21 protein-coding genes are annotated in these 18889 nt (G+C 69.6%); 20 read left to right on the top strand and 1 reads right to left on the bottom strand.

Features of this window, described 5'->3' with window-relative positions:
- Positions 1–108 precede the first annotated feature (108 nt).
- The 18 genes from prfA (at position 109) to F4556_RS12255 (ending at position 16277) form a co-directional block, all read left to right on the top strand.
- A complete protein-coding gene (gene prfA / locus F4556_RS12340; RefSeq protein WP_184914282.1) occupies positions 109–1188 on the top strand; it encodes a peptide chain release factor 1 in 1080 nt (359 codons plus the stop codon).
- A 20-nt stretch (positions 1189–1208) separates the two neighbouring features.
- Entirely contained in the window at positions 1209–2075 is an 867-nt protein-coding gene (gene prmC / locus F4556_RS12335; protein ID WP_184914280.1) for a peptide chain release factor N(5)-glutamine methyltransferase, read from the top strand.
- 87 nt (positions 2076–2162) lie between these two features.
- Entirely contained in the window at positions 2163–2810 is a 648-nt protein-coding gene (locus tag F4556_RS12330) for an L-threonylcarbamoyladenylate synthase (RefSeq protein ID WP_184914278.1), read from the top strand.
- A gap of 38 nt (positions 2811–2848) precedes the next feature.
- A complete protein-coding gene (locus F4556_RS12325; protein ID WP_184924532.1) occupies positions 2849–3487 on the top strand; it encodes an arsenate reductase/protein-tyrosine-phosphatase family protein in 639 nt (212 codons plus the stop codon).
- Between the two features lie 112 nt (positions 3488–3599).
- Positions 3600–4859, top strand: a complete 1260-nt coding sequence (gene glyA, locus F4556_RS12320; protein WP_184914276.1) for a serine hydroxymethyltransferase — start codon at positions 3600–3602, stop codon at positions 4857–4859.
- Positions 4860–5011: 152 nt separating this feature from the next.
- Entirely contained in the window at positions 5012–6310 is a 1299-nt protein-coding gene (locus F4556_RS12315) for an MraY family glycosyltransferase (RefSeq protein WP_184914274.1), read from the top strand.
- Positions 6311–6597: 287 nt separating this feature from the next.
- On the top strand, positions 6598–7023 hold the full coding sequence (locus F4556_RS12310) for a Cg1360 family ATP-synthase-associated protein (protein WP_184914272.1): 426 nt from the start codon (positions 6598–6600) through the stop codon (positions 7021–7023).
- A 264-nt stretch (positions 7024–7287) separates the two neighbouring features.
- On the top strand, positions 7288–8121 hold the full coding sequence (gene atpB, locus F4556_RS12305; protein WP_184914270.1) for a F0F1 ATP synthase subunit A: 834 nt from the start codon (positions 7288–7290) through the stop codon (positions 8119–8121).
- Between the two features lie 83 nt (positions 8122–8204).
- Positions 8205–8438 (top strand): ATP synthase F0 subunit C, encoded by a 234-nt coding sequence (atpE, locus tag F4556_RS12300; protein WP_184914269.1) that lies wholly within the window; start codon positions 8205–8207, stop codon positions 8436–8438.
- Positions 8439–8485: 47 nt separating this feature from the next.
- Entirely contained in the window at positions 8486–9052 is a 567-nt protein-coding gene (locus tag F4556_RS12295) for a F0F1 ATP synthase subunit B (protein WP_184914267.1), read from the top strand.
- Entirely contained in the window at positions 9049–9864 is an 816-nt protein-coding gene (locus tag F4556_RS12290; protein ID WP_184914265.1) for a F0F1 ATP synthase subunit delta, read from the top strand. Before F4556_RS12295 ends, F4556_RS12290 begins: the two co-directional genes overlap by 4 nt.
- 178 nt (positions 9865–10042) lie before the next feature.
- Positions 10043–11617 carry a F0F1 ATP synthase subunit alpha gene (atpA, locus tag F4556_RS12285; RefSeq protein WP_184914263.1) on the top strand — a complete coding sequence of 525 codons (1575 nt, stop codon included), beginning with the start codon at positions 10043–10045 and terminating at the stop codon, positions 11615–11617.
- A gap of 32 nt (positions 11618–11649) precedes the next feature.
- On the top strand, positions 11650–12564 hold the full coding sequence (locus F4556_RS12280) for a F0F1 ATP synthase subunit gamma (protein WP_184914261.1): 915 nt from the start codon (positions 11650–11652) through the stop codon (positions 12562–12564).
- Positions 12565–12566: 2 nt separating this feature from the next.
- Positions 12567–14012, top strand: coding sequence for a F0F1 ATP synthase subunit beta (gene atpD / locus F4556_RS12275; protein WP_184914259.1), 1446 nt, complete (start codon positions 12567–12569; stop codon positions 14010–14012).
- 197 nt (positions 14013–14209) lie between these two features.
- Positions 14210–14590 carry a F0F1 ATP synthase subunit epsilon gene (locus F4556_RS12270; protein WP_184914257.1) on the top strand — a complete coding sequence of 127 codons (381 nt, stop codon included), beginning with the start codon at positions 14210–14212 and terminating at the stop codon, positions 14588–14590.
- Between the two features lie 136 nt (positions 14591–14726).
- Positions 14727–15227 (top strand): DUF2550 domain-containing protein, encoded by a 501-nt coding sequence (locus F4556_RS12265; protein ID WP_184914255.1) that lies wholly within the window; start codon positions 14727–14729, stop codon positions 15225–15227.
- 66 nt (positions 15228–15293) lie between these two features.
- Positions 15294–15671, top strand: coding sequence for a VOC family protein (locus F4556_RS12260; protein ID WP_184914253.1), 378 nt, complete (start codon positions 15294–15296; stop codon positions 15669–15671).
- 33 nt (positions 15672–15704) lie between these two features.
- Positions 15705–16277, top strand: a complete 573-nt coding sequence (locus tag F4556_RS12255) for a cob(I)yrinic acid a,c-diamide adenosyltransferase (protein WP_184914251.1) — start codon at positions 15705–15707, stop codon at positions 16275–16277.
- A 7-nt stretch (positions 16278–16284) separates the two neighbouring features.
- Here the strand turns inward: F4556_RS12255 and F4556_RS12250 are convergent, their stop codons facing one another.
- Positions 16285–16827, bottom strand: coding sequence for a hypothetical protein (locus F4556_RS12250; RefSeq protein WP_184914249.1), 543 nt, complete (start codon positions 16825–16827; stop codon positions 16285–16287).
- A 154-nt stretch (positions 16828–16981) separates the two neighbouring features.
- Between F4556_RS12250 and F4556_RS12245 the strand changes: the two genes are divergently transcribed.
- The gene (locus F4556_RS12245) at positions 16982–18172 is read left to right on the top strand and encodes a sensor histidine kinase (protein ID WP_184914247.1); all 1191 of its coding nucleotides are present in this window, start codon (positions 16982–16984) and stop codon (positions 18170–18172) included.
- Positions 18169–18819: a response regulator gene (locus F4556_RS12240; protein ID WP_184914245.1), complete on the top strand. Its 651-nt coding sequence runs from the start codon at positions 18169–18171 to the stop codon at positions 18817–18819. Before F4556_RS12245 ends, F4556_RS12240 begins: the two co-directional genes overlap by 4 nt.
- Positions 18820–18889: the final 70 nt, after the last annotated feature.

The following is an 18889-nucleotide window of genomic DNA, read 5'->3' as shown; positions in this document are numbered from 1 at the left end:
CCGTACGGCGCCGGTTCGGGCGTACCCATGTACTCGTGGGTGCGTACGGACCGGCGCCGTTCGCGTCTCCCCCCACTCAGTTCTTCTCAGCGGAAGTAGGCCCACCCGATGTTCGAGGCAGTCGAAGAGCTCCTCACCGAGCACGCCGCCCTCGAGACGAGGCTGGCCGACCCCTCGGTCCACGCCGACCAGGCGAACGCTCGCAAGCTCTCCAAGCGCTATGCCGAGCTGACCCCGATCACCCGTACCTACCGGGCCTGGAAGCAGGCCGGTGAGGACATCGAGGCGGCTCGTGAACTCGCGCTCGAGGACTCGGACTTCATCGCCGAGATGAAGTCCTCGGAGGCCCGTCGCGACGAGCTGACCGAGGAGCTGCGGATCCTGCTGGTGCCGCGTGACCCCAACGACGAGAAGGACGTCATCCTGGAGGTCAAGGCGGGTGAGGGCGGCGAGGAGTCGGCCCTGTTCGCCGGTGACCTGCTCCGGATGTACCTGCGCTTCGCCGAGCGGGTGGGCTGGAAGACCGAGATCATCGACGCCAACGAGTCCGACCTCGGCGGCTACAAGGACGTCTCGGTCGCCGTGAAGACCAAGGGCACCCCCGAGCCCGGCCTCGGCGTCTGGGCCCGGCTCAAGTACGAGGGCGGCGTGCACCGCGTGCAGCGCGTCCCGGCGACCGAGTCGCAGGGCCGGATCCACACCTCGGCGGCCGGCGTGCTGGTCACGCCGGAGGCCGAGGAGGTCGAGGTCGAGATCGTCGCCAACGAGCTGCGGATCGACGTCTACCGCTCCTCGGGCCCGGGCGGGCAGTCCGTCAACACCACCGACTCGGCGGTCCGGATCACCCACCTGCCGACCGGTATCGTGGCGTCCTGCCAGAACGAGAAGAGCCAGCTCCAGAACAAGGAGCAGGCGATGCGCATCCTGCGTTCGCGGCTGCTCGCCGCCGCGCAGGAGGCGGCCGACCTGGAGGCCTCGGACGCCCGGCGCAGCCAGGTCCGCACCGTGGACCGCTCCGAGCGCATCCGGACGTACAACTTCCCGGAGAACCGCATCTCGGACCACCGCACCGGGTTCAAGTCGTACAACCTGGACCAGGTGCTGGACGGCGAGCTCAACGCGGTGATCCAGTCCTGCGTGGACGCCGACGCGGCGGCCAAGCTGGCCGCCGCCGCCCAGGAGAACTGACCCGGACAAGGGGTGTACGGATGAACCTGCTGCTCGCCGAGGTGGCCCAGGCCACCCAGCGGTTGGCCGCGGCCGGGGTGCCGTCGCCGCGCTTCGACGCGGAGGAACTCGCCGCACACGTCCACAACGTCAAGCGCAGCCAGCTGCACACGGTGAAGGACAGCGACTTCGACGCCCGGTACTGGGAGGCCATCTCCCGGCGCGAGGCGCGCGAGCCACTGCAGCACATCACCGGCCGGGCCTTCTTCCGCTATCTGGAGCTGGAGGTCGGCCCGGGCGTCTTCGTGCCCCGCCCGGAGACCGAGTCGGTGGTCGAGTGGGCCATAGACGCCGTCCGGGACATGGACGTCGCCGAGCCGCTGGTGGTCGACCTGTGCACCGGCTCCGGCGCGATCGCGCTGGCGCTGGCCCAGGAGCTGCCGCGGTCCACCGTGCACGCCTTCGAGCTGGACGAGGGCGCGATGAAGTACACCCGGCGCAACATCGCCGCCAGCACCGACCGGGCCCGGGTCACCCTGCACGCGGGCGACGCCACCCGGGCCTTCGAGGACGACCGCTCCTGGGACGGCCGCTTCGACCTGGTGATCAGCAACCCGCCGTACATCCCGCTCACCGAGTGGGAGTACGTCGCACCCGAGGCCCGCGACCACGACCCGCAGATGTCGCTGTTCTCCGGCGAGGACGGCCTGGACGCGATCCGCGGCATCGAGCGGGTCGCCGCCCGGCTGCTCCGGCCCGGGGGAGTGGTCGTGATCGAGCACGCCGACACCCAGGGCGGGCAGGTGCCGTGGGTGTTCCGCGAGGAGAGCGGCTGGACGGACGCCGCCGACCACCGGGACCTGAACAACCGGCCGCGCTTCACAACAGCCCGAAGGGCGTCGTTGTGAACGTCAAGCACAGCACCACCGCGCGGAAGGCTTCGCTGTGAACGCGTCCGTGATGACCAGTCAGTTTTGCGAGAGGGGACCGCACCGATGAGCCGCCGCTACGACTGCGCCGACGCAGGCGACCGTGAGACCGGGCTGCGCGAGGCCGCCTCGGCGATCCGCCGGGGCGAGCTGGTCGTACTGCCGACCGACACCCTGTACGGGATCGGTGCGGACGCGTTCAGCCCCGAGGCGGTCGGCGCCCTGCTGGACGCCAAGGGCCGTGGCCGCAACATGCCCTCCCCGGTGCTGGTCGGCTCGCCCACCACGCTGCACGGGCTGGTCACCGACTTCTCCGAGCAGGCCTGGGAGCTGGTGGACGCGTTCTGGCCGGGCGGGCTGACCCTGGTCGCCAAGCACCAGCCGTCGCTGCGCTGGGACCTCGGCGACACTCGGGGCACCGTCGCGGTCCGGATGCCGCTGCACCCCGTCGCGCTCGAACTGCTCAACAACGTCGGCCCGATGGCGGTCTCCAGCGCCAACCGCACCGGCGGGCCCTCGCCGTCCACCTGCGACGACGCCTTCTCCCAGCTCGGCGACTCGGTCTCGGTCTACCTGGACGGCGGCAACGCCGACTTCGGGATGGCCTCGTCCATCGTCGACGTCACGGGCAAGGTCCCGGTCCTGCTGCGGGCCGGCGCGATCAGCGCCGAGCAGCTGAGGGAGGTCGTACCGGACCTGGAGGCCGGCAGTTGACAGCGGCCTCGCTGCACGGCGCCTCCTCCGGCCTCGGCATACCTGGGTACGTCACGGTCTCGCCCCGGCCGCTCGACTCGTTCCGCATCCTCTTCGTCTGCACCGGCAACGTCTGCCGGTCGCCGATCGCGGAGCGGCTGACCCGGCACGAGCTGGACACCCGGCTGGCGGACTTCGCCGGCCGGATCGTGGTGGAGAGCGCCGGCACCTGGGGCCACGAGGGCGCCCCGATGGAGGCGCACGCGGCCACCGTGCTCGGTGAGTACGGCGTCGGCGCGGACGGCTTCGCCGGGCGCGAGCTGCTCGACGAGCACGTGATCGACGCCGACCTGGTGCTCACCGCGACGCTCGACCACCGGGCGCAGGTCATCTCGATGGGCCACGCGGCCGGCCTGCGGACCTTCACGCTCAAGGAGTTCACCCGGCTGGTCCGGCGGATCGACCCCTCCACCCTGCCCGACCCGCGGGGCGGCGCCGAGGTCACCGAGCGGGCCCGCGCGCTGGTCCGGGCGGCCGCCGCGCTGCGCGGCTGGCTGCTCGCCGCGACCCCGGAGTCCGACGAGGTGGACGACCCGTACGGCGCCCCGATCGGCATGTTCCGCAACTGCGGCGAGGAGATATTCGACGCCCTCGACCCCGTGGTGACGGCCCTGACGGGTGTGCGCGGCGGTAACTAGAGCCCCGAGCCCCCTGATGGGGCAACGTGGTGTGCGTTGACGGGCCGTCGGGCAGGGTGCGGCCTACGCTGGGTGATGCCGCCCGAAATGTCCGCTGCCCGGGAGCTTTGCCATGACCGTCACCCATGATGTGCAGCTCTCCTGGACCGCCCCCGCCGTGCTGCGGGAGGCGGATCCGCAACTCGCCGACCTGCTCTCCGCCGAGGCCGGCCGCCGCGCCGAGAGCCTCCAGCTGCTGGCGGGGGAGAACGTCACCAGCCCGGCGGTGCTGGCCGCGCTGAGCGGCCCGCTGGTGGACAAGTACGCCGAGGGCTACCCGGGGCACCGGCACCACAGCGGCTGCGCCCTGGCGGATGCCGCCGAGCTGCTCGCGGTCGACCGGGCGAAGCGGTTGTTCGCCGCCGAACACGCCAACGTCCAGCCCCGGTCCGGGACTTCGGCGATGCTGGCGGCGTACGCGGCGCTGCTGCGGCCGGGTGACCTGGTGCTGGCGATGTCGCTGGAGCACGGCGGTCACCTGAGCTGCGGCTCGCGGGCGAACTTCTCCGGCCGGTGGTTCGACTTCATCGGCTACGGGGTGCGCGAGCAGGACCACCTGCTCGACTACGACCAGGTCCGCGAACTGGCCAGGCTGCACCGGCCGAAGGCGATCGTCGCGGGCGGGATCTCCTACCCCAGGCACCTGGACTGGGCCGCCTTCCGGGAGATCGCCGACGAGGTGGACGCCTATCTGATCGCGGACACGGCGCAGACCACCGGGCTGGTCGCGGCGGGCCTGGCGCCGAGCCCGGTGCCGTACGCGGACGTCACGGTGGCGGCCACCCACAAGCTGCTGCGCGGGCCGCGGGGCGGGCTGCTGCTCTGTTCGGAGCAGCTGGCGGGGCGGGTGGACCGGGCGGTGTTCCCGTTCAGCCAGGGCGGGGCGGCGATGAACGAGGTGGCGGGGAAGGCGGTGGCGTTCGCGCAGGCGGGTACGCCGGAGTTCGGCGCGTACCTCCAGCGCGCGGTGGACGGTGCACGCTCCCTGGCCGGGGCGCTCGACGGGGCGGGCGCGCCCCCGCTGACCGGCGGCACCGACACCCAACTGGTGACGGCGGACGTCGGGGCGCTCGGGCTGACCGGGCTCGAGGCCGAGCGTCGCTGCGCGGCGGCCGGACTGATGCTCGGCAAGTGCGCACTCCCGTACGATCCGGCCCCGCCCGCCGAGACCTCGGGTATCCGTTTGGGCACAGGTGCGGTGGCGGCCCAGGGGATGGCCGTCGAGGGGATGGCGGAGCTCGGTGAACTGATCGGACGCCTGCTCAGAGGGGGTCCGGGGGCCGAGATCGGGGCCCGGGTCAGGGAGCTGGCGGCCGCGCTCGGCGAAAACTGACGGTCCGGAACACCCGGGAAGGCGAACCGCGATGCACACGCGGCGCGTCCGACTCAATAAGGTGTGCTCCGTGGCGACGCACCTCGAATCCCGGGCAATCACGGGGGTACCTTCGGTACCCATCCGTCGGACCGTCACGCAGGAGGTCAGTGGTGCGTGAGTATCTGCTGGTCCTGTTCGTGACGGCGGCGGTCACCTACCTGTTGACCGGGCCGGTCCGGAAGTTCGCGATCGTGGCCGGCGCGATGCCGCCGGTCCGGGCCCGGGACGTGCACCGGGAGCCGACGCCCCGGCTGGGTGGGATCGCGATGTTCGGCGGTCTGTGCGCCGGTCTGATGGTCGCCTCGCAGCTGACCCACCTGGGCAACCTGTTCATCCAGAGCGCGGACATCCGGGCCCTGCTGGCCGGGGCCGGGATCATGTGGCTGCTCGGCGTGCTGGACGACAAGTGGGGCGTGGACGCCCTGGTGAAACTCGGCGGGCAGATGATCGCCGCCGGTGTGATGGTCTGGCAGGGCGTCACGGTGATCTCGATCCCGGTGCCCGGCGTCGGCCCGGTCTCGGTCACCCCGACCATGGGCATGGTCATCTCGGTCACCCTGGTGGTCGTCATGGTCAACGCGGTGAACTTCATCGACGGCCTGGACGGGCTGGCCGGCGGCATGGTCTGCATCGCCGCGATGGCGTTCTTCCTGTACTCGTACCGGCTCTGGTACGGCTACGGCATCAACGACGCGGCCCCCGCCGTGCTGTTCAGCGCGGTGCTGATCGGGATGTGCCTGGGCTTCCTGCCGCACAACCTGCACCCGGCCCGGATCTTCATGGGCGACTCGGGCTCGATGATGCTCGGTCTGATGCTCGCGGTCTCCGCGATCTCGATCACCGGCCGGGTGGACCCGGACCTGATCACCGCTCAGACCCTGTCGCAGACCGCCACCGTGCACGAGTTGGTGCCGATCTACATCCCGCTGCTGCTGCCGCTGACCGTGATCGCGCTGCCGCTGGCCGACCTGCTGCTCGCGGTGGTCCGCCGGACCTGGGCGGGCAAGTCGCCGTTCGCGGCGGACAAGCAGCACCTGCACCACCGGCTGTTGGAGGTCGGGCACTCGCACAGCCGGGCCGTGCTGATCATGTACTTCTGGGCCGCGCTGATCGCCTTCGGCACGGTGGCCTTCTCGGTGCCGGGCCGGGGCCGGGCGCTGGTGCTCGGCCTGGCCGGGCTCTGCCTGCTCGGCATCGTGGTGCTGATGATGCCGCGGTTCCGCCCGCGCGCCCCCCGTGCGGTGCAGGCCTTCGTGCCGCCGCGCTACCGCAAGGAGACCGCAGCTCCGGTCGAGGTGACCGCCGGGGCACCGGCGATGGCGGAGCTCTCGGCCGACGACAAGGAGCTGCTCGGCCGGCTCGGCACCGGGGCCACTGCGGTCGGCGGCCGGGGCGAGCAGCGCGGCTGACTGGCCGTCAACTCCCTTCACCCGTACGGCGGCACGGTTGGGCCGTCGGTGTGACAGGTGCCACACCTGGATGGTAAAGCTCTAATCAAATAGTTTGTGATACCGTTCACGAGTACCGAGAACACGCCGAAAGACCTGACAGGTGGAGGACTTCCGTCCCCGGTCGGTCTCCCTCGACGGGCTCGCCGTCGAGTGGCCTGCCCACGGCGGACGTCCTCGGTGCGGTGCCATCACCGCGTCCCAAGCGCCGTCCCCCCGTTTCTCGACATGCCGCCGGAGCTGCCGACATGCCGTCCCACGACGCCCGGATCCCGTTCCGCGGCGCCGCAATCTCCACTGCGGTCGCCGGAGTTGTCGCCACTGCGATCTCCACCGCCGTCGTGGGGACGAAGGGCCTGATCGGTGCTCTCGCTGCGACGCTGCTGGTGCTGGCCTTCTTCATCTTCGGTCAGATCGCGCTCGACCGGCTGACCAGGAACAACCCGCACATGCTGATGGCCGGCGCACTGCTGGTCTACACCACCCAGATCCTGCTGGTGGGCATCGTGCTCGCGGTGTTCAAGGACACCTCACTCTTCAACACCAAGGCGTTCGCCTTCACGCTGCTCGGCTGCGTTCTGATCTGGACCGGATTCCAGGTCCGCGCGGGCATGAAGGCCAAGCTGTACTACGTGCAGAACGACTCCTCGGACCAGAAGGACAGCAAGCCGTGACCGGCGCCGGCTGTCCCTCGCACGAGGGGGGCGGTGTTTATGCCGTCCTGACGGACTGCTATCGTCCGTCGCGACGAACGAGTACGGGACGTGGCCAGGTCTCTCCGCACGGCGGACGGATCGCCCCCCGCACTCACCGAGTCTTCAAGGATCCCGCGGCGTCGGACGACGCCGCGCAGGGTCGGCGAGATACCCAACAAGTTCCAGTGCCGCACCGTGGCCGCAGGCCGCGCCGACACACCGAGGTTGCCGTAACCATGCGTCATGACGAAGGAGTCTGTGGTGGGTGCTGACGTAACGCAGCTCGCCTCTGAGGCCGGGTGCCACCTGTCCCCCTCCGGCTGCGGCTTCCCCGCCCCTGGCCTGAACGAGTTCGAGTTCAAGCCGATCTTCACCATCGGCAGCATCGAGTTCAACAAGCCGATGCTGCTGGCGTTCCTCTGCGCCTTCCTGGTGGTGGCCTTCTTCTGGGCGGCCTTCTCGAAGCCGAAGCTGCTTCCCGGCAAGCTGCAGCTGGTCGGTGAGATCGGCTACGACTTCGTCAAGCGGTCCATCGTGCTGGAGACGATCGGCAAAAAGGGCGAGAAGTACGTCCCGATGCTGGTCTCGATGTTCTTCTTCATCTGGATCATGAACATCATGTCGATCATTCCGTTCGCACAGTTCCCTGTGATGGCGGCGATCGCGTTCCCGGCCGGCCTCGCGGCAGTGGTCTGGTTCACCTACATGTTCCTGACCTTCAAGAACCACGGCTTCGTCGGTGGTCTGAAGAACCTCTGCTGGCCGTCGGGCATCCCCGGCTGGGTCATGTTCATCCTGGTGCCGATCGAGTTCTTCTCGAACATCTTCGTGCGCCCGTTCACGCTCGCGGTCCGAGCCTTCGCGAACATGTTCGCGGGCCACCTGCTGATCGTGATGTTCTCCATCGCTTCCTGGTACCTGCTCAGCCCGAGCATCGGCGCGCTGTACGGCTCGGTCTCCTTCGTGGTGACCCTCGGCCTGACCGCCTTCGAGCTGCTGGTCCAGTTCCTGCAGGCCTACATCTTCGTGATGCTGGCCAGCAGCTACATCGCCGGTGCGCTCGAAGAAGCGCACTGACCCGCTGTAGTACCCGCCAGATCCCCCAGTACTCCCGGTGGCCAACCACCGCCGGTTCACACCCCTGAAAAGGACAAGCTGAAATGGCACAGCTCGCTGAGGTCGTCGGTTCCATCGCCTCCGTCGGTTACGGTCTCGCCGCGATCGGCCCCGGCATCGGTGTTGGTCTCATCTTCGGCAACGGTGTCCAGGCCATGGCCCGCCAGCCCGAGGCTGCCGGCCTGATCCGTTCCAACATGTTCATCGGCTTCGCGCTGACTGAGGCGCTCGCCCTCATCGGCATCGTCATGCCGTTCGTCTTCGGCACCGGCAAGTAATTCACCGCAATTACCTGTCGTAGCCCCTTTCGACGAAAGGTTCAGATATGAGCGCCTCCGTGGCTCTCCTCCTCGCGGAGGAGGGGGAGAAGATGAACCCCCTTCTGCCCGCGTGGCCCGAGATCGTCATCGGCCTGCTCTGCTTCTTCATCGTCTTCGGCATCCTCGGCAAGAAGCTCCTGCCCAGCATCGAGAACGTGCTGGCGGAACGCCGGGACGCGATCGAGGGCGGCATGGAGCGTGCGGAAGCCGCTCAGGCCGAGGCCCAGGCCCTGCTTGAGCAGTACCGTGCCGAGCTCTCCGAGGCGCGTCACGAGGCCGCTCGTATCAACGAGCAGGCTCGTGAGCAGGGCGCTGCCCTGATCGCCGAGATGCGCGAGGAGGGCCAGCGTCAGCGCGAGGCCATCGTCGCCGCCGGTCACGCGCAGATCGAGGCCGACAAGAAGCAGGCGACTGCCGTCCTGCGTCAGGACGTCGGTTCGCTCGCCTCGCAGCTCGCCTCCCGCATTGTCGGCGAGTCCCTCGAGGACTCCGCCCGGCAGAGCGGCGTGATCGACCGCTTCCTGGACGACCTGGAGGCCAAGGCCTCTGCGGCCCAGGGTGCGTCCAAGTGATCGGCGCCAGCCGTGAGGCCCTGGCCGCCGGCCGGGAGAACCTCGAGAGCCTGACCGACAACACCTCGGTGGACGTCGCCAAGCTCGCCCGGGAACTCACCGCCGTGACGGCGCTGCTGGACCGCGAGGTCTCGCTGCGCCGGGTGCTGACCGACCCCTCGCGGTCCGGTCAGGACAAGGCCACGTTCGTCGGCACGCTGCTGGCCGGTCAGGTCTCCGGCGAGACGGTGGACCTGGTCTCCGGCCTGGTCCGGTCCCGCTGGTCGGGTGGCCGTGACTTCGCGGACTCGGTCGAGGAACTCGCCGCGTACGCCGAGATCATCGCGGCCGAGAAGGCCGGTCAGCTGGACGACGTCGAGGACGAGCTGTTCCGTTTCGGACGGATCGTCAGCGGCTCGAACGAGCTGCGCAGCGCTCTCACCGAGCCGAAGGCCGGCCCCGCCGCCAAGGCGGAGCTGATCAAGAAGCTGCTCGGTGGCCGCGCCAACGCGGGCACCGTCCGCCTGGTCAGCACCCTGGTCACCAACCCGCGTGGACGTAGCCTGGAGCACGGCCTGGAGTCCTACTCCAAGCTCGCCGCTGCCCGGCGCGGCCGCGTGGTGGCCCTGGTCACCTCCGCCGTTCCGCTGTCGGACGGTCAGAAGGACCGCCTGGGCAGTGCGCTGGGCCGGCTCTACGGCCGCCAGGTGCACCTGAACATCGACGTGGACCCCACGGTCCAGGGTGGTGTCCGGGTGCAGATCGGTGACGAGATCATCGACGGCACCGTGTCGAGCCGCCTCGAAGGCGCTCGCCAGGCCCTCGAAGGCTGACGACCCACCAGCACCATCCGACCCTCGGTCGGGCACCGGCTCTGCCGGGAGTTGGCACAACCGGCTCCCAGGAGCCGGCAAATCGTACGGCCGGTTCGGATGACCCGGCCGAGAGTCGAATACTTGCGGCCCTCAATGGCGGGCCGAGGATCGCAAACTAGGAGAGCAGGGAAGCCTGATGGCGGAGCTTACGATCCGTCCGGAGGAGATCCGGGACGCGCTGGCCGACTTTGTCCAGTCGTACCAGCCGGACGCCGCCTCGCGTGAAGAGGTCGGTACGGTCACCGAGGCCATGGACGGTATTGCCAAGGTCGAGGGCCTTCCCTCGGTCATGGCCAACGAGCTGCTGAAGTTCGAGGACGGCACCCTCGGCCTCGCGCTGAACCTCGACACCCGCGAGATCGGTGTCGTCGTCCTCGGCGAGTTCAGCGGCATCGAAGAGGGTCAGACGGTGCACCGCACCGGCGAGGTCCTCTCCGTTCCGGTCGGCGAGGGCTACCTCGGCCGTGTCGTGGACCCGCTGGGCAACCCGATCGACGGCCTGGGCGACATCGCCTCCTCCGGCCGTCGTGCGCTGGAGCTGCAGGCTCCGGGTGTCATGGTCCGCAAGTCGGTGCACGAGCCGATGCAGACCGGCATCAAGGCCATCGACGCGATGACCCCGATCGGCCGCGGCCAGCGCCAGCTGATCATCGGCGACCGCCAGACCGGCAAGACCGCGGTGGCGATCGACACGATCATCAACCAGCGTGACAACTGGAACTCGGGCGACCCGAAGAAGCAGGTCCGCTGCATCTACGTCGCCGTGGGCCAGAAGGGCTCCACCATCGCGTCCGTCCGTGGCGCCCTGGAGGAGGCCGGCGCGCTGGAGTACACCACCATCGTGGCTGCTCCCGCCTCGGACCCGGCCGGCTTCAAGTACCTCGCCCCGTACACCGGTTCGGCCATCGGCCAGGAGTGGATGTACGACGGCAAGCACGTCCTCATCATCTTCGACGACCTGTCGAAGCAGGCCGAGGCGTACCGCTCCGTGTCGCTGCTGCTCCGTCGTCCGCCGGGCCGCGAGGCCTACCCGGGTGACGTCTTCTACCTGCACTCCCGTCTGCTGGAGCGTTGCGCGAAGCTCGGCGACGCGCTGGGCGCGGGCTCGATGACCGGTCTGCCGATCATCGAGACCAAGGCCAACGACGTGTCGGCGTACATCCCGACCAACGTCATCTCGATCACCGACGGCCAGATCTTCCTGGAGTCCGACCTGTTCAACGCCGGCATCCGCCCGGCCGTGAACGTCGGTATCTCGGTCTCCCGCGTCGGTGGCTCGGCCCAGATCAAGGCGATGAAGTCGGTCGCCGGCCGTCTGCGTCTGGACCTGGCCCAGTACCGCGAGCTGGAGGCGTTCGCCGCCTTCGGTTCCGACCTGGACCCGGCCTCCAAGGCCCAGCTGGAGCGCGGTGCGCGCATGATCGAGCTGCTGAAGCAGGGTCAGTACCAGCCGTTCCCGGTCGAGGAGCAGGTCGTCTCGATCTGGGCCGGCACCACGGGCAAGCTGGACGACGTCCCGGTCGCCGACATCCGCCGCTTCGAGCGCGAGTTCCTCGACCACCTGCGGACCTCGAAGAAGGACCTGCTCGCGGGCATCGTCGAGACCAGCAAGCTCGAGGACGGCACGATCGACGCGCTCACCGAGGCGATCGCGGCGTTCAAGCTCGGTTTCACCACCGCCGACGGCAAGCTCCTCGGCGAGCAGGCCTGAGTCCGGTAGCGAGGGAAAGGACGTAACGACCCATGGGAGCACAGCTTCGGGTCTACAAGCGCCGGATCCGCTCTGTCACCGCGACGAAGAAGATCACCAAGGCGATGGAGATGATCTCCGCGTCGCGCATCGTCAAGGCGCAGCGCGCGGTGGCCGCCTCCACTCCGTACGCCGATGAGCTCACCCGCGCGGTGACGGCGGTGGCCACCCGGTCCAACGCCAAGCACCCGCTGACCACCGAGAACCCCGACGCCTCGCGCGCCGCGGTGCTGGTGATCGCGGCGGACCGTGGTCTCGCCGGTGGTTACTCGACCAACGCCATCAAGCAGGGCGTGGCGCTCAGCGCCAAGCTCCGTGCCGAGGGCAAGGACGTGGTGACCTACCTGGTCGGTCGGAAGAGCGTCTCGTACTACAACTTCCGCAACCTTGAGGTCGCGGGATCGTGGACGGGCTTCTCCGACAAGCCGACCTACGGGGACGCCAAGCGGGTCGCGGCCGATCTGATCGAGGCGTTCACCGCCGAGACCGGTGGGGTGGACGAGCTCCACCTGGTGTCCACCAAGTTCGAGTCGATGCTGACTCAGACCGCCGTGGACGTCCGGCTGCTGCCGCTGAAGCTGGACGAGGTCCAGCTCAGCGACGACAAGCCGGCGAAGGCCGAGATCTTCCCGCTGTACGACTTCGAGCCGTCGGCCGAGGGCGTCCTCGACGCCCTGCTGCCGCGGTACGTCGAGAGCCGGATCTACAACGCGCTGCTGCAGTCGGCCGCTTCGGAGCACGCCGCTCGCCGGCGCGCGATGAAGTCCGCGACCGACAATGCGGGAGAGCTCATCAAGTCGCTCACGCGGCTTGCCAACTCGGCCCGTCAGGCCGAGATCACCCAGGAAATCAGCGAGATCGTCGGCGGTGCCAACGCGCTCGCCGACGCTAGCCGCGGGAGCGAATGAGAATGACCACCACAGTTGAGCCGACCACGGCGACGGGCCGCGTCGCGCGGGTCATCGGCCCGGTCGTCGACGTGGAGTTCCCCGTCGACGCGATTCCCGGCATGTACAACGCCCTGCACGTCGAGGTGGACAACCCCGACGGCACCGGCATCAAGACCCTGACCCTCGAGGTTGCGCAGCACCTCGGCGACGGCCTGATCCGCGGCATCTCGATGCAGCCGACCGATGGCCTGGTCCGTGGCGCGACCGTCACCGACACCGGTTCGGCGATCTCCGTCCCGGTCGGCCAGATCACCAAGGGCAAGGTCTTCAACGCCCTCGGTGAGGTGCTGAACGTCGACAAGGCCGAGTTCGAGAAGCAGGTCGAGGTCCGGTGGCCCATCCACCGCAAGGCCCCGAACTTCTCCGAGCTCGAGTCGAAGACCGAGATGTTCGAGACCGGCATCAAGGTCATCGACCTGCTCACCCCGTACGTGACCGGTGGCAAGATCGGTCTGTTCGGTGGTGCCGGTGTCGGTAAGACCGTCCTCATCCAGGAGATGATCTACCGCGTCGCCGAGAACTTCGGTGGTGTGTCGGTCTTCGCCGGTGTCGGCGAGCGCACCCGTGAGGGCAACGACCTCATCCACGAGATGGTCGACTCGGGCGTTCTGGACAAGACCGCGCTGGTCTTCGGCCAGATGGACGAGCCGCCGGGCACCCGTCTGCGGGTCGCGCTCTCCGCGCTGACCATGGCGGAGTACTTCCGTGACGTCGAGAAGCAGGACGTGCTCCTCTTCATCGACAACATCTTCCGGTTCACCCAGGCCGGTTCCGAGGTGTCGACCCTGCTCGGCCGGATGCCCTCCGCGGTGGGTTACCAGCCGAACCTGGCCGACGAGATGGGCCTCCTGCAGGAGCGCATCACCTCGACCCGCGGTCACTCGATCACCTCGATGCAGGCGATCTACGTCCCCGCGGACGACCTGACCGACCCGGCGCCGGCCACCACCTTCGCCCACCTCGACGCGACGACGGTTCTCTCCCGTCCGATCTCCGAGAAGGGCATCTACCCGGCCGTCGACCCGCTGGACTCCACGTCCCGCATCCTGGACCCGCGCTACATCGCGCAGGACCACTACGACACGGCCATCCGCGTCAAGGGGATCCTGCAGAAGTACAAGGACCTCCAGGACATCATCGCGATCCTCGGTATCGACGAGCTGTCCGAGGACGACAAGATCACCGTGCACCGCGCACGTCGGATCGAGCGCTTCCTCTCGCAGAACACCTACGTGGCGAAGCAGTTCACCGGTGTCGACGGTTCGACCGTGCCGCTGTCGGAGACCATCGAGGCCTTCAACGCGATCGCGGACGGCAAGTACGACGCGACGCCGGAGCAGGCGTTCTTCATGTGCGGTGGCATCGAGGACCTCGAGCGCAACGCCGCCGAGCTGGCCAAGAAGTAATTCCGGCCCGTTCGACTGCCTGACTGACCGTGAGGGGTGGTCCCCGTCCCTGGGGGCCGCCCCTCACGGCTAGACCGGAGGATTCGTTGTGATCCCGGTCATCTCCGTGTCCTTGGTTTCATGCCGGGGGCGCGGGCCCGTTATTCTTACCGCAATCGCCGAGGCATTCGGCGGTCGCAAGAGCCTAGGAGCCCACGTTGGCTGAGCTGCACGTCGAGCTGGTCGCAGCCGACCGCAAGGTGTGGTCCGGTGCGGCCACCATCGTTGTCGCCCGTACGGCCTCCGGTGACACCGGCATCATGCCGGGTCACACCCCGGTGCTGAGCGTGCTGGAGACCGGTCCGGTCACCATCCGCACCACCGACGGTGGCACCGTCGTGGCCGCCGTGCACGGTGGCTTCATCTCGTTCGCCGACAACAAGCTGTCTCTGCTCGCGGAGATCGCCGAGCTGGCCGACGAGATCGACATCGCCCGCGCAGAGCGCGCGCTCGAGGTCGCCAAGAGCGAGCTCGACGTGCACGCCGAGCGTCGTGCCGAGGTCCGGCTGTTCGCGGCCGGCCGCCGCAAGGCCGCCTGAACGTACGTCAGTAACAGCGACGGTCCCGGGGACGCGAGAGCGTGACCCCGGGACTGTCGTATCAGTTGGTAGGACAGTGCCGCCGTCGTTGATACGACCGGCAACGGGGATGCGGGTAGCGAGGAGGTCGGTGAGCATGGTCCTCGCCCTTGTGGTGTGCGCGGCGGTCGTGGCGCTCTGTGTACTGGGTCTGGTGGCCTTCGCGGTACGCCGCCGGGTGATCCAGCGAGTAGGCGGCACGTTCGACTGCAGCTACCGGCTCAAAATGCCGGCCGACGCCTCCACGCAGCCCGATCTCGACAGCAACGGCGAGCCCACCTCCGCCCCGGTCCCGGTGACCGACGGCAAGGGGTGGGTTTTTGGTATCGGCCGCTACAGCGGTGACTCGATCGAGTGGTTCCGGGTCTTCTCCTACGCCCCGCGCCCGCGCAAGGTGCTGCCGCGCCGGGAGATCGAGGTGCTCGGCCGCCGCTACCCCGAGGGCCAGGAGGAGCTCGCCCTGCTCTCCGGCTCGGTGGTGCTGCGCTGCCTGCACAACGGTGTCCCGCTCGAACTGGCCATGAGCGACGACGCGTTGACCGGCTTCCTGGCCTGGCTCGAGGCGGCCCCGCCCGGCCAGCGAGTGAACGTCGCCTGAGCGCGCCACACTGGTTCCAGGGGGACCGCTCCTTTAGGGGGGATCGCTCCGAGAAGGAGGCCACCGATGTTGGCCGAAGCGACAACCCACACCACCCTGCCGGTCGCCGACATGGACCGGGCCAAGCGCTGGTACCACGACAAGCTCGGCATGGACCCGGTCAACGAGTTCGAGGGCGGCGTCATGTACGAGACGGCCGGCGGCAAGTTCGGCCTGTTCGAGACCGCGGTCAGCGGGCGGGCCGGGCACACCCAGATGGACTTCGAGGTCGGTGACCTCAAGGCCGAGATGGCGGAGCTCCGCTCGCACGGCGTGGTGTTCGAGGAGTACGACCTGCCCGGCATCAAGACCACCGACGGCGTGGCCGAGTGGCCGAACGGTGCCGCCGCGTGGTTCAAGGACTGCGAGGGCAACGTGCTCTGCATCATGCACCAGGACCATTAACGCCCGCTAACCCCAGCCGTTAGGCTGCGGCGCATGGTCAACCTCACGCGCATCTACACCCGTACCGGCGATGACGGCACCACCGCGCTCGGTGACATGAGCCGCACGACCAAGACCGATCCCCGGCTGGTCGCCTACGCCGACACCAACGAGGCCAACGCCGCGATCGGCGTGGCGCTGGCCGCCGGTGCCCTGGACGAGGACGTCGCCACGGTGCTGGTGCGGATCCAGAACGACCTGTTCGACGTCGGCGCCGACCTGGCCACCCCCGTGGTGGAGGACCCGAAGTACCCGCCGCTGCGGGTGCTGCAGTCCTACGTGGACCGGCTGGAGGCCGACTGCGACCACTACCTGGAGCAGCTGGAGAAGCTGCGCAGCTTCATCCTCCCCGGCGGCACCCCCGGCGCCGCCTACCTGCACCTGGCCTGCACCGTGGTCCGCCGCGCCGAGCGGGCCACCTGGGCGGCGATCGAGGAGCACGGCGACAGCGTCAACCCGCTCACCGCGAAGTACCTCAACCGGCTCTCCGACCTGCTCTTCATCCTGGCCAGGGCGGCCAACAAGGAGCGCGGCGATGTCCTCTGGGTCCCGGGCGAGAACCGCTGACGGAAGGTCAGCGGTCCACCCGGGCCTTCTTCGGGAAGACGGTGTAGCTGCCGGCGATCACCAGGCTGATCGCCAGCACCAAGCCCATCCGCTGGTACCAGACACCGAGCGCCGCGGTCTGCGCCGGGTCGTCGACCAGCCAGGTCATGGCGGCGATCAGGGTCACGGTGATCGCCGCCGCGAGGGTGGTGCGGGCGAAGATCTTCCACTCGTGCACGGCCCGGGCGGAGCCGTACTTCGGCGCGCCGGCCGGCTTCGGGCCGCCCGCGAAGCGGTGCTGGACGTGCGCGTCGGCCCAGCCGACCAGGTAGTGCCCGTACGCGACGGAGAAGCCGACGTACGAAGCGGCCAGGCCGTGCGTCCAGCTCGCCACCGTGCCGTGCCGGAGGTCGAGGACGGTGAGGACGAGGATGACCAGGTCGATCAGTGGCAGGCCGAGCAGCAGGACGGTGCTGACGGTGCGCCACCCGAGCAGGTAGCGGGCGGCCAGGGCGAGGGCGAGGACGACCCAGAAGCCGACCTCACCGGCGACGATGAGTGTGACGATCATGGGATTCCCTCCGGCTCGGTGACGGTCTCCAGGCTTCCGCAACCGGCCGGCCGGGGCGTCGTCGTGGCGGCCGACCCGGCCGTGCATCTTTCGATGTAGGGCCCTCCTCCGCACGGCCCGCGCCGGGAACGCCGGCGGGGTGGTGAGATGGGGCGTGCTCCCCTTCGATCTCAGTCCGCGCCAGGAGGACCGGGCGATCGCCGTCTGCGGTCTGCTCGGTGGGCTGGTGCTGATCGCCTTCGGCGCCTACGACCGCTCCGACCACCTGCCCGGCTGGCTGGTGGCGCTGCCCCTACTGGCCACGGCGGTGCTGGAGCTGTTCCGCCGGACCCACCCGGTGTGGACCGCGTCGCTCGGCGGGCTGGTCTTCATCGGCACGGTCCTCGCCGGCTCGCTGGTCGCCTCGATGCTGATGTACACCGATCTGCTGTACGCGGCGGTGCTCTACGGCCTGCCCCGGATGTCCAAGGTGCTGCACCTGACCGGGATCGGCTGCACGGTGGTGCTGAGCAGCCTGGCGGTGCTCTACGGCTCGGTGGCCGGCGGGCTGTTGGTGGCGGTGCTGTGCGGCCTGATCTTCCTCGGCCCGGTGTGGACCGCCGACCTGGTCCGCAAGCACCGGGACCAGGCGGAGACCGAGCGGCTGCGGGCCGAGCAGACCGCGCTGCTGGCCGAGTTCGACCGGCGCGGCGCGGTGGTCGCCGAACGGGCCAGGATGGCCCGGGAGCTGCACGACGTGGTGGCCAACCACCTGTCCGCGATCGCCATCCACGCCACCGGCGCGCAGTCGCTGGCGCGTCGGCAGCAGCGGGACCAGGACGACCCGCTGCTGGCCGCGATGGCGGTGATCCGGGAGAACAGCGTGCAGGGGCTGACCGAGATGCGGCGGATGATCGGGCTGCTCAGGGCCGGTGACCAGGAGCCCTTCGAGGCACCCCGGCTGGAGGCGCTGGACAGCCTGCTGGCCAAGGCGGCGACCAGTGGCCGGAGCACCGGGCTGGTCTTCGAGCTGACCCAGGACGGCCCGCCGGGCGAGCTGCCGGCGCCGGTCGAACTGGCCGCCTACCGGATCGTGCAGGAGTCGCTCACCAACGCGCTCAAGCACGCCGCCCCGGGCGGCGTACGGGTCGCGCTGACGTACGGGGAGCAGGAGTTGGCGATCGCCGTGGACAGCCCGTACCGGCCGGGGGAGGGCCGGTCGCTGCCCGGGGCCAGGGCCGGGCTGATCGGGATGGCGGAGCGGGCCGGGTTGCTCGGCGGGAGCTTCACGGCCGGGCCCGAGGAAGACTGCTGGCGGGTGCGGGCGGTCCTGCCGCGCGAGCCGAGGACGAAGGAGACGTCGTGATCCGGGTACTGGTGGCCGAGGACCAGGCGGCGGTACGCGCCGCGCTGGTGCTGATCCTGCGCTCCGACCCGGAGCTGGAGGTGGTCGGCGAGGCGGCCGACGGTGCGCAGGCCGTCCGGCTGGCGCTGGAGCTGCGGCCCGACGTGGTGCTGATGGACATTCAGATGCCCCGGCTGGACGGGGTGTCGGCGACCCGGCAGGTGGTCGAGGCGGACGCCGGGCAGGTGCTGGTGCTGACCACCTTCGACCTGGACGACTACGTCTACGGGGCGCTGCGGGCCGGGGCGGCGGGCTTCCTGCTCAAGGACGTGGACGCGGACGCCCTGATCGAGGGCATCAAGACGGTGGCCCGGGGCGACGGGATACTGGCGCCGTCGGTGACGCGCCGTCTGATCGGCACCTTCGCCCGGCCGGGCCGCCCCGACCAGCCGCAGGCCAGGGAGGCGGTGGAAGCGCTCACCCCGCGCGAGCGGGAGGTGCTGGCCTGCCTCGGCGCGGGGCTGTCGAACGGGGAGATCGCCGAGCGGCTGGCGATGGCGGAGGCGACCACCAAGACCCACGTCAGCCGGATCCTGGCCAAGCTGGAGCTGCGCAGCCGGGTCCAGGCGGCGATCCTGGCACAGGACTTGGGGCTGGTGGCGCACTGACGGCGGGGGCGGGTGTGCGCACGTCAGCAGCGTCACACCCGCCAATCGCACCACGGGCGGCCCGCTGGCA

Source organism: Kitasatospora gansuensis (genome assembly GCF_014203705.1).
Lineage (GTDB): Bacteria > Actinomycetota > Actinomycetes > Streptomycetales > Streptomycetaceae > Kitasatospora > Kitasatospora gansuensis.
This window is presented reverse-complemented; position numbering and strand designations above follow the sequence as displayed.

Coding starts and splice junctions, on each gene's coding strand:
- prfA (WP_184914282.1), top strand. CDS start 109: ATGTTCGAGGCAGTCGAAGAGCTCCTCACCGAGCACGCCGCCCTCGAG.
- prmC (WP_184914280.1), top strand. CDS start 1,209: ATGAACCTGCTGCTCGCCGAGGTGGCCCAGGCCACCCAGCGGTTGGCC.
- F4556_RS12330 (WP_184914278.1), top strand. CDS start 2,163: ATGAGCCGCCGCTACGACTGCGCCGACGCAGGCGACCGTGAGACCGGG.
- glyA (WP_184914276.1), top strand. CDS start 3,600: ATGACCGTCACCCATGATGTGCAGCTCTCCTGGACCGCCCCCGCCGTG.
- F4556_RS12310 (WP_184914272.1), top strand. CDS start 6,598: ATGCCGTCCCACGACGCCCGGATCCCGTTCCGCGGCGCCGCAATCTCC.
- atpB (WP_184914270.1), top strand. CDS start 7,288: ATGACGAAGGAGTCTGTGGTGGGTGCTGACGTAACGCAGCTCGCCTCT.
- atpE (WP_184914269.1), top strand. CDS start 8,205: ATGGCACAGCTCGCTGAGGTCGTCGGTTCCATCGCCTCCGTCGGTTAC.
- F4556_RS12295 (WP_184914267.1), top strand. CDS start 8,486: ATGAGCGCCTCCGTGGCTCTCCTCCTCGCGGAGGAGGGGGAGAAGATG.
- atpA (WP_184914263.1), top strand. CDS start 10,043: ATGGCGGAGCTTACGATCCGTCCGGAGGAGATCCGGGACGCGCTGGCC.
- F4556_RS12280 (WP_184914261.1), top strand. CDS start 11,650: ATGGGAGCACAGCTTCGGGTCTACAAGCGCCGGATCCGCTCTGTCACC.
- atpD (WP_184914259.1), top strand. CDS start 12,567: ATGACCACCACAGTTGAGCCGACCACGGCGACGGGCCGCGTCGCGCGG.
- F4556_RS12265 (WP_184914255.1), top strand. CDS start 14,727: ATGGTCCTCGCCCTTGTGGTGTGCGCGGCGGTCGTGGCGCTCTGTGTA.
- F4556_RS12260 (WP_184914253.1), top strand. CDS start 15,294: ATGTTGGCCGAAGCGACAACCCACACCACCCTGCCGGTCGCCGACATG.
- F4556_RS12255 (WP_184914251.1), top strand. CDS start 15,705: ATGGTCAACCTCACGCGCATCTACACCCGTACCGGCGATGACGGCACC.
- F4556_RS12250 (WP_184914249.1), bottom strand. CDS start 16,827: ATGATCGTCACACTCATCGTCGCCGGTGAGGTCGGCTTCTGGGTCGTC.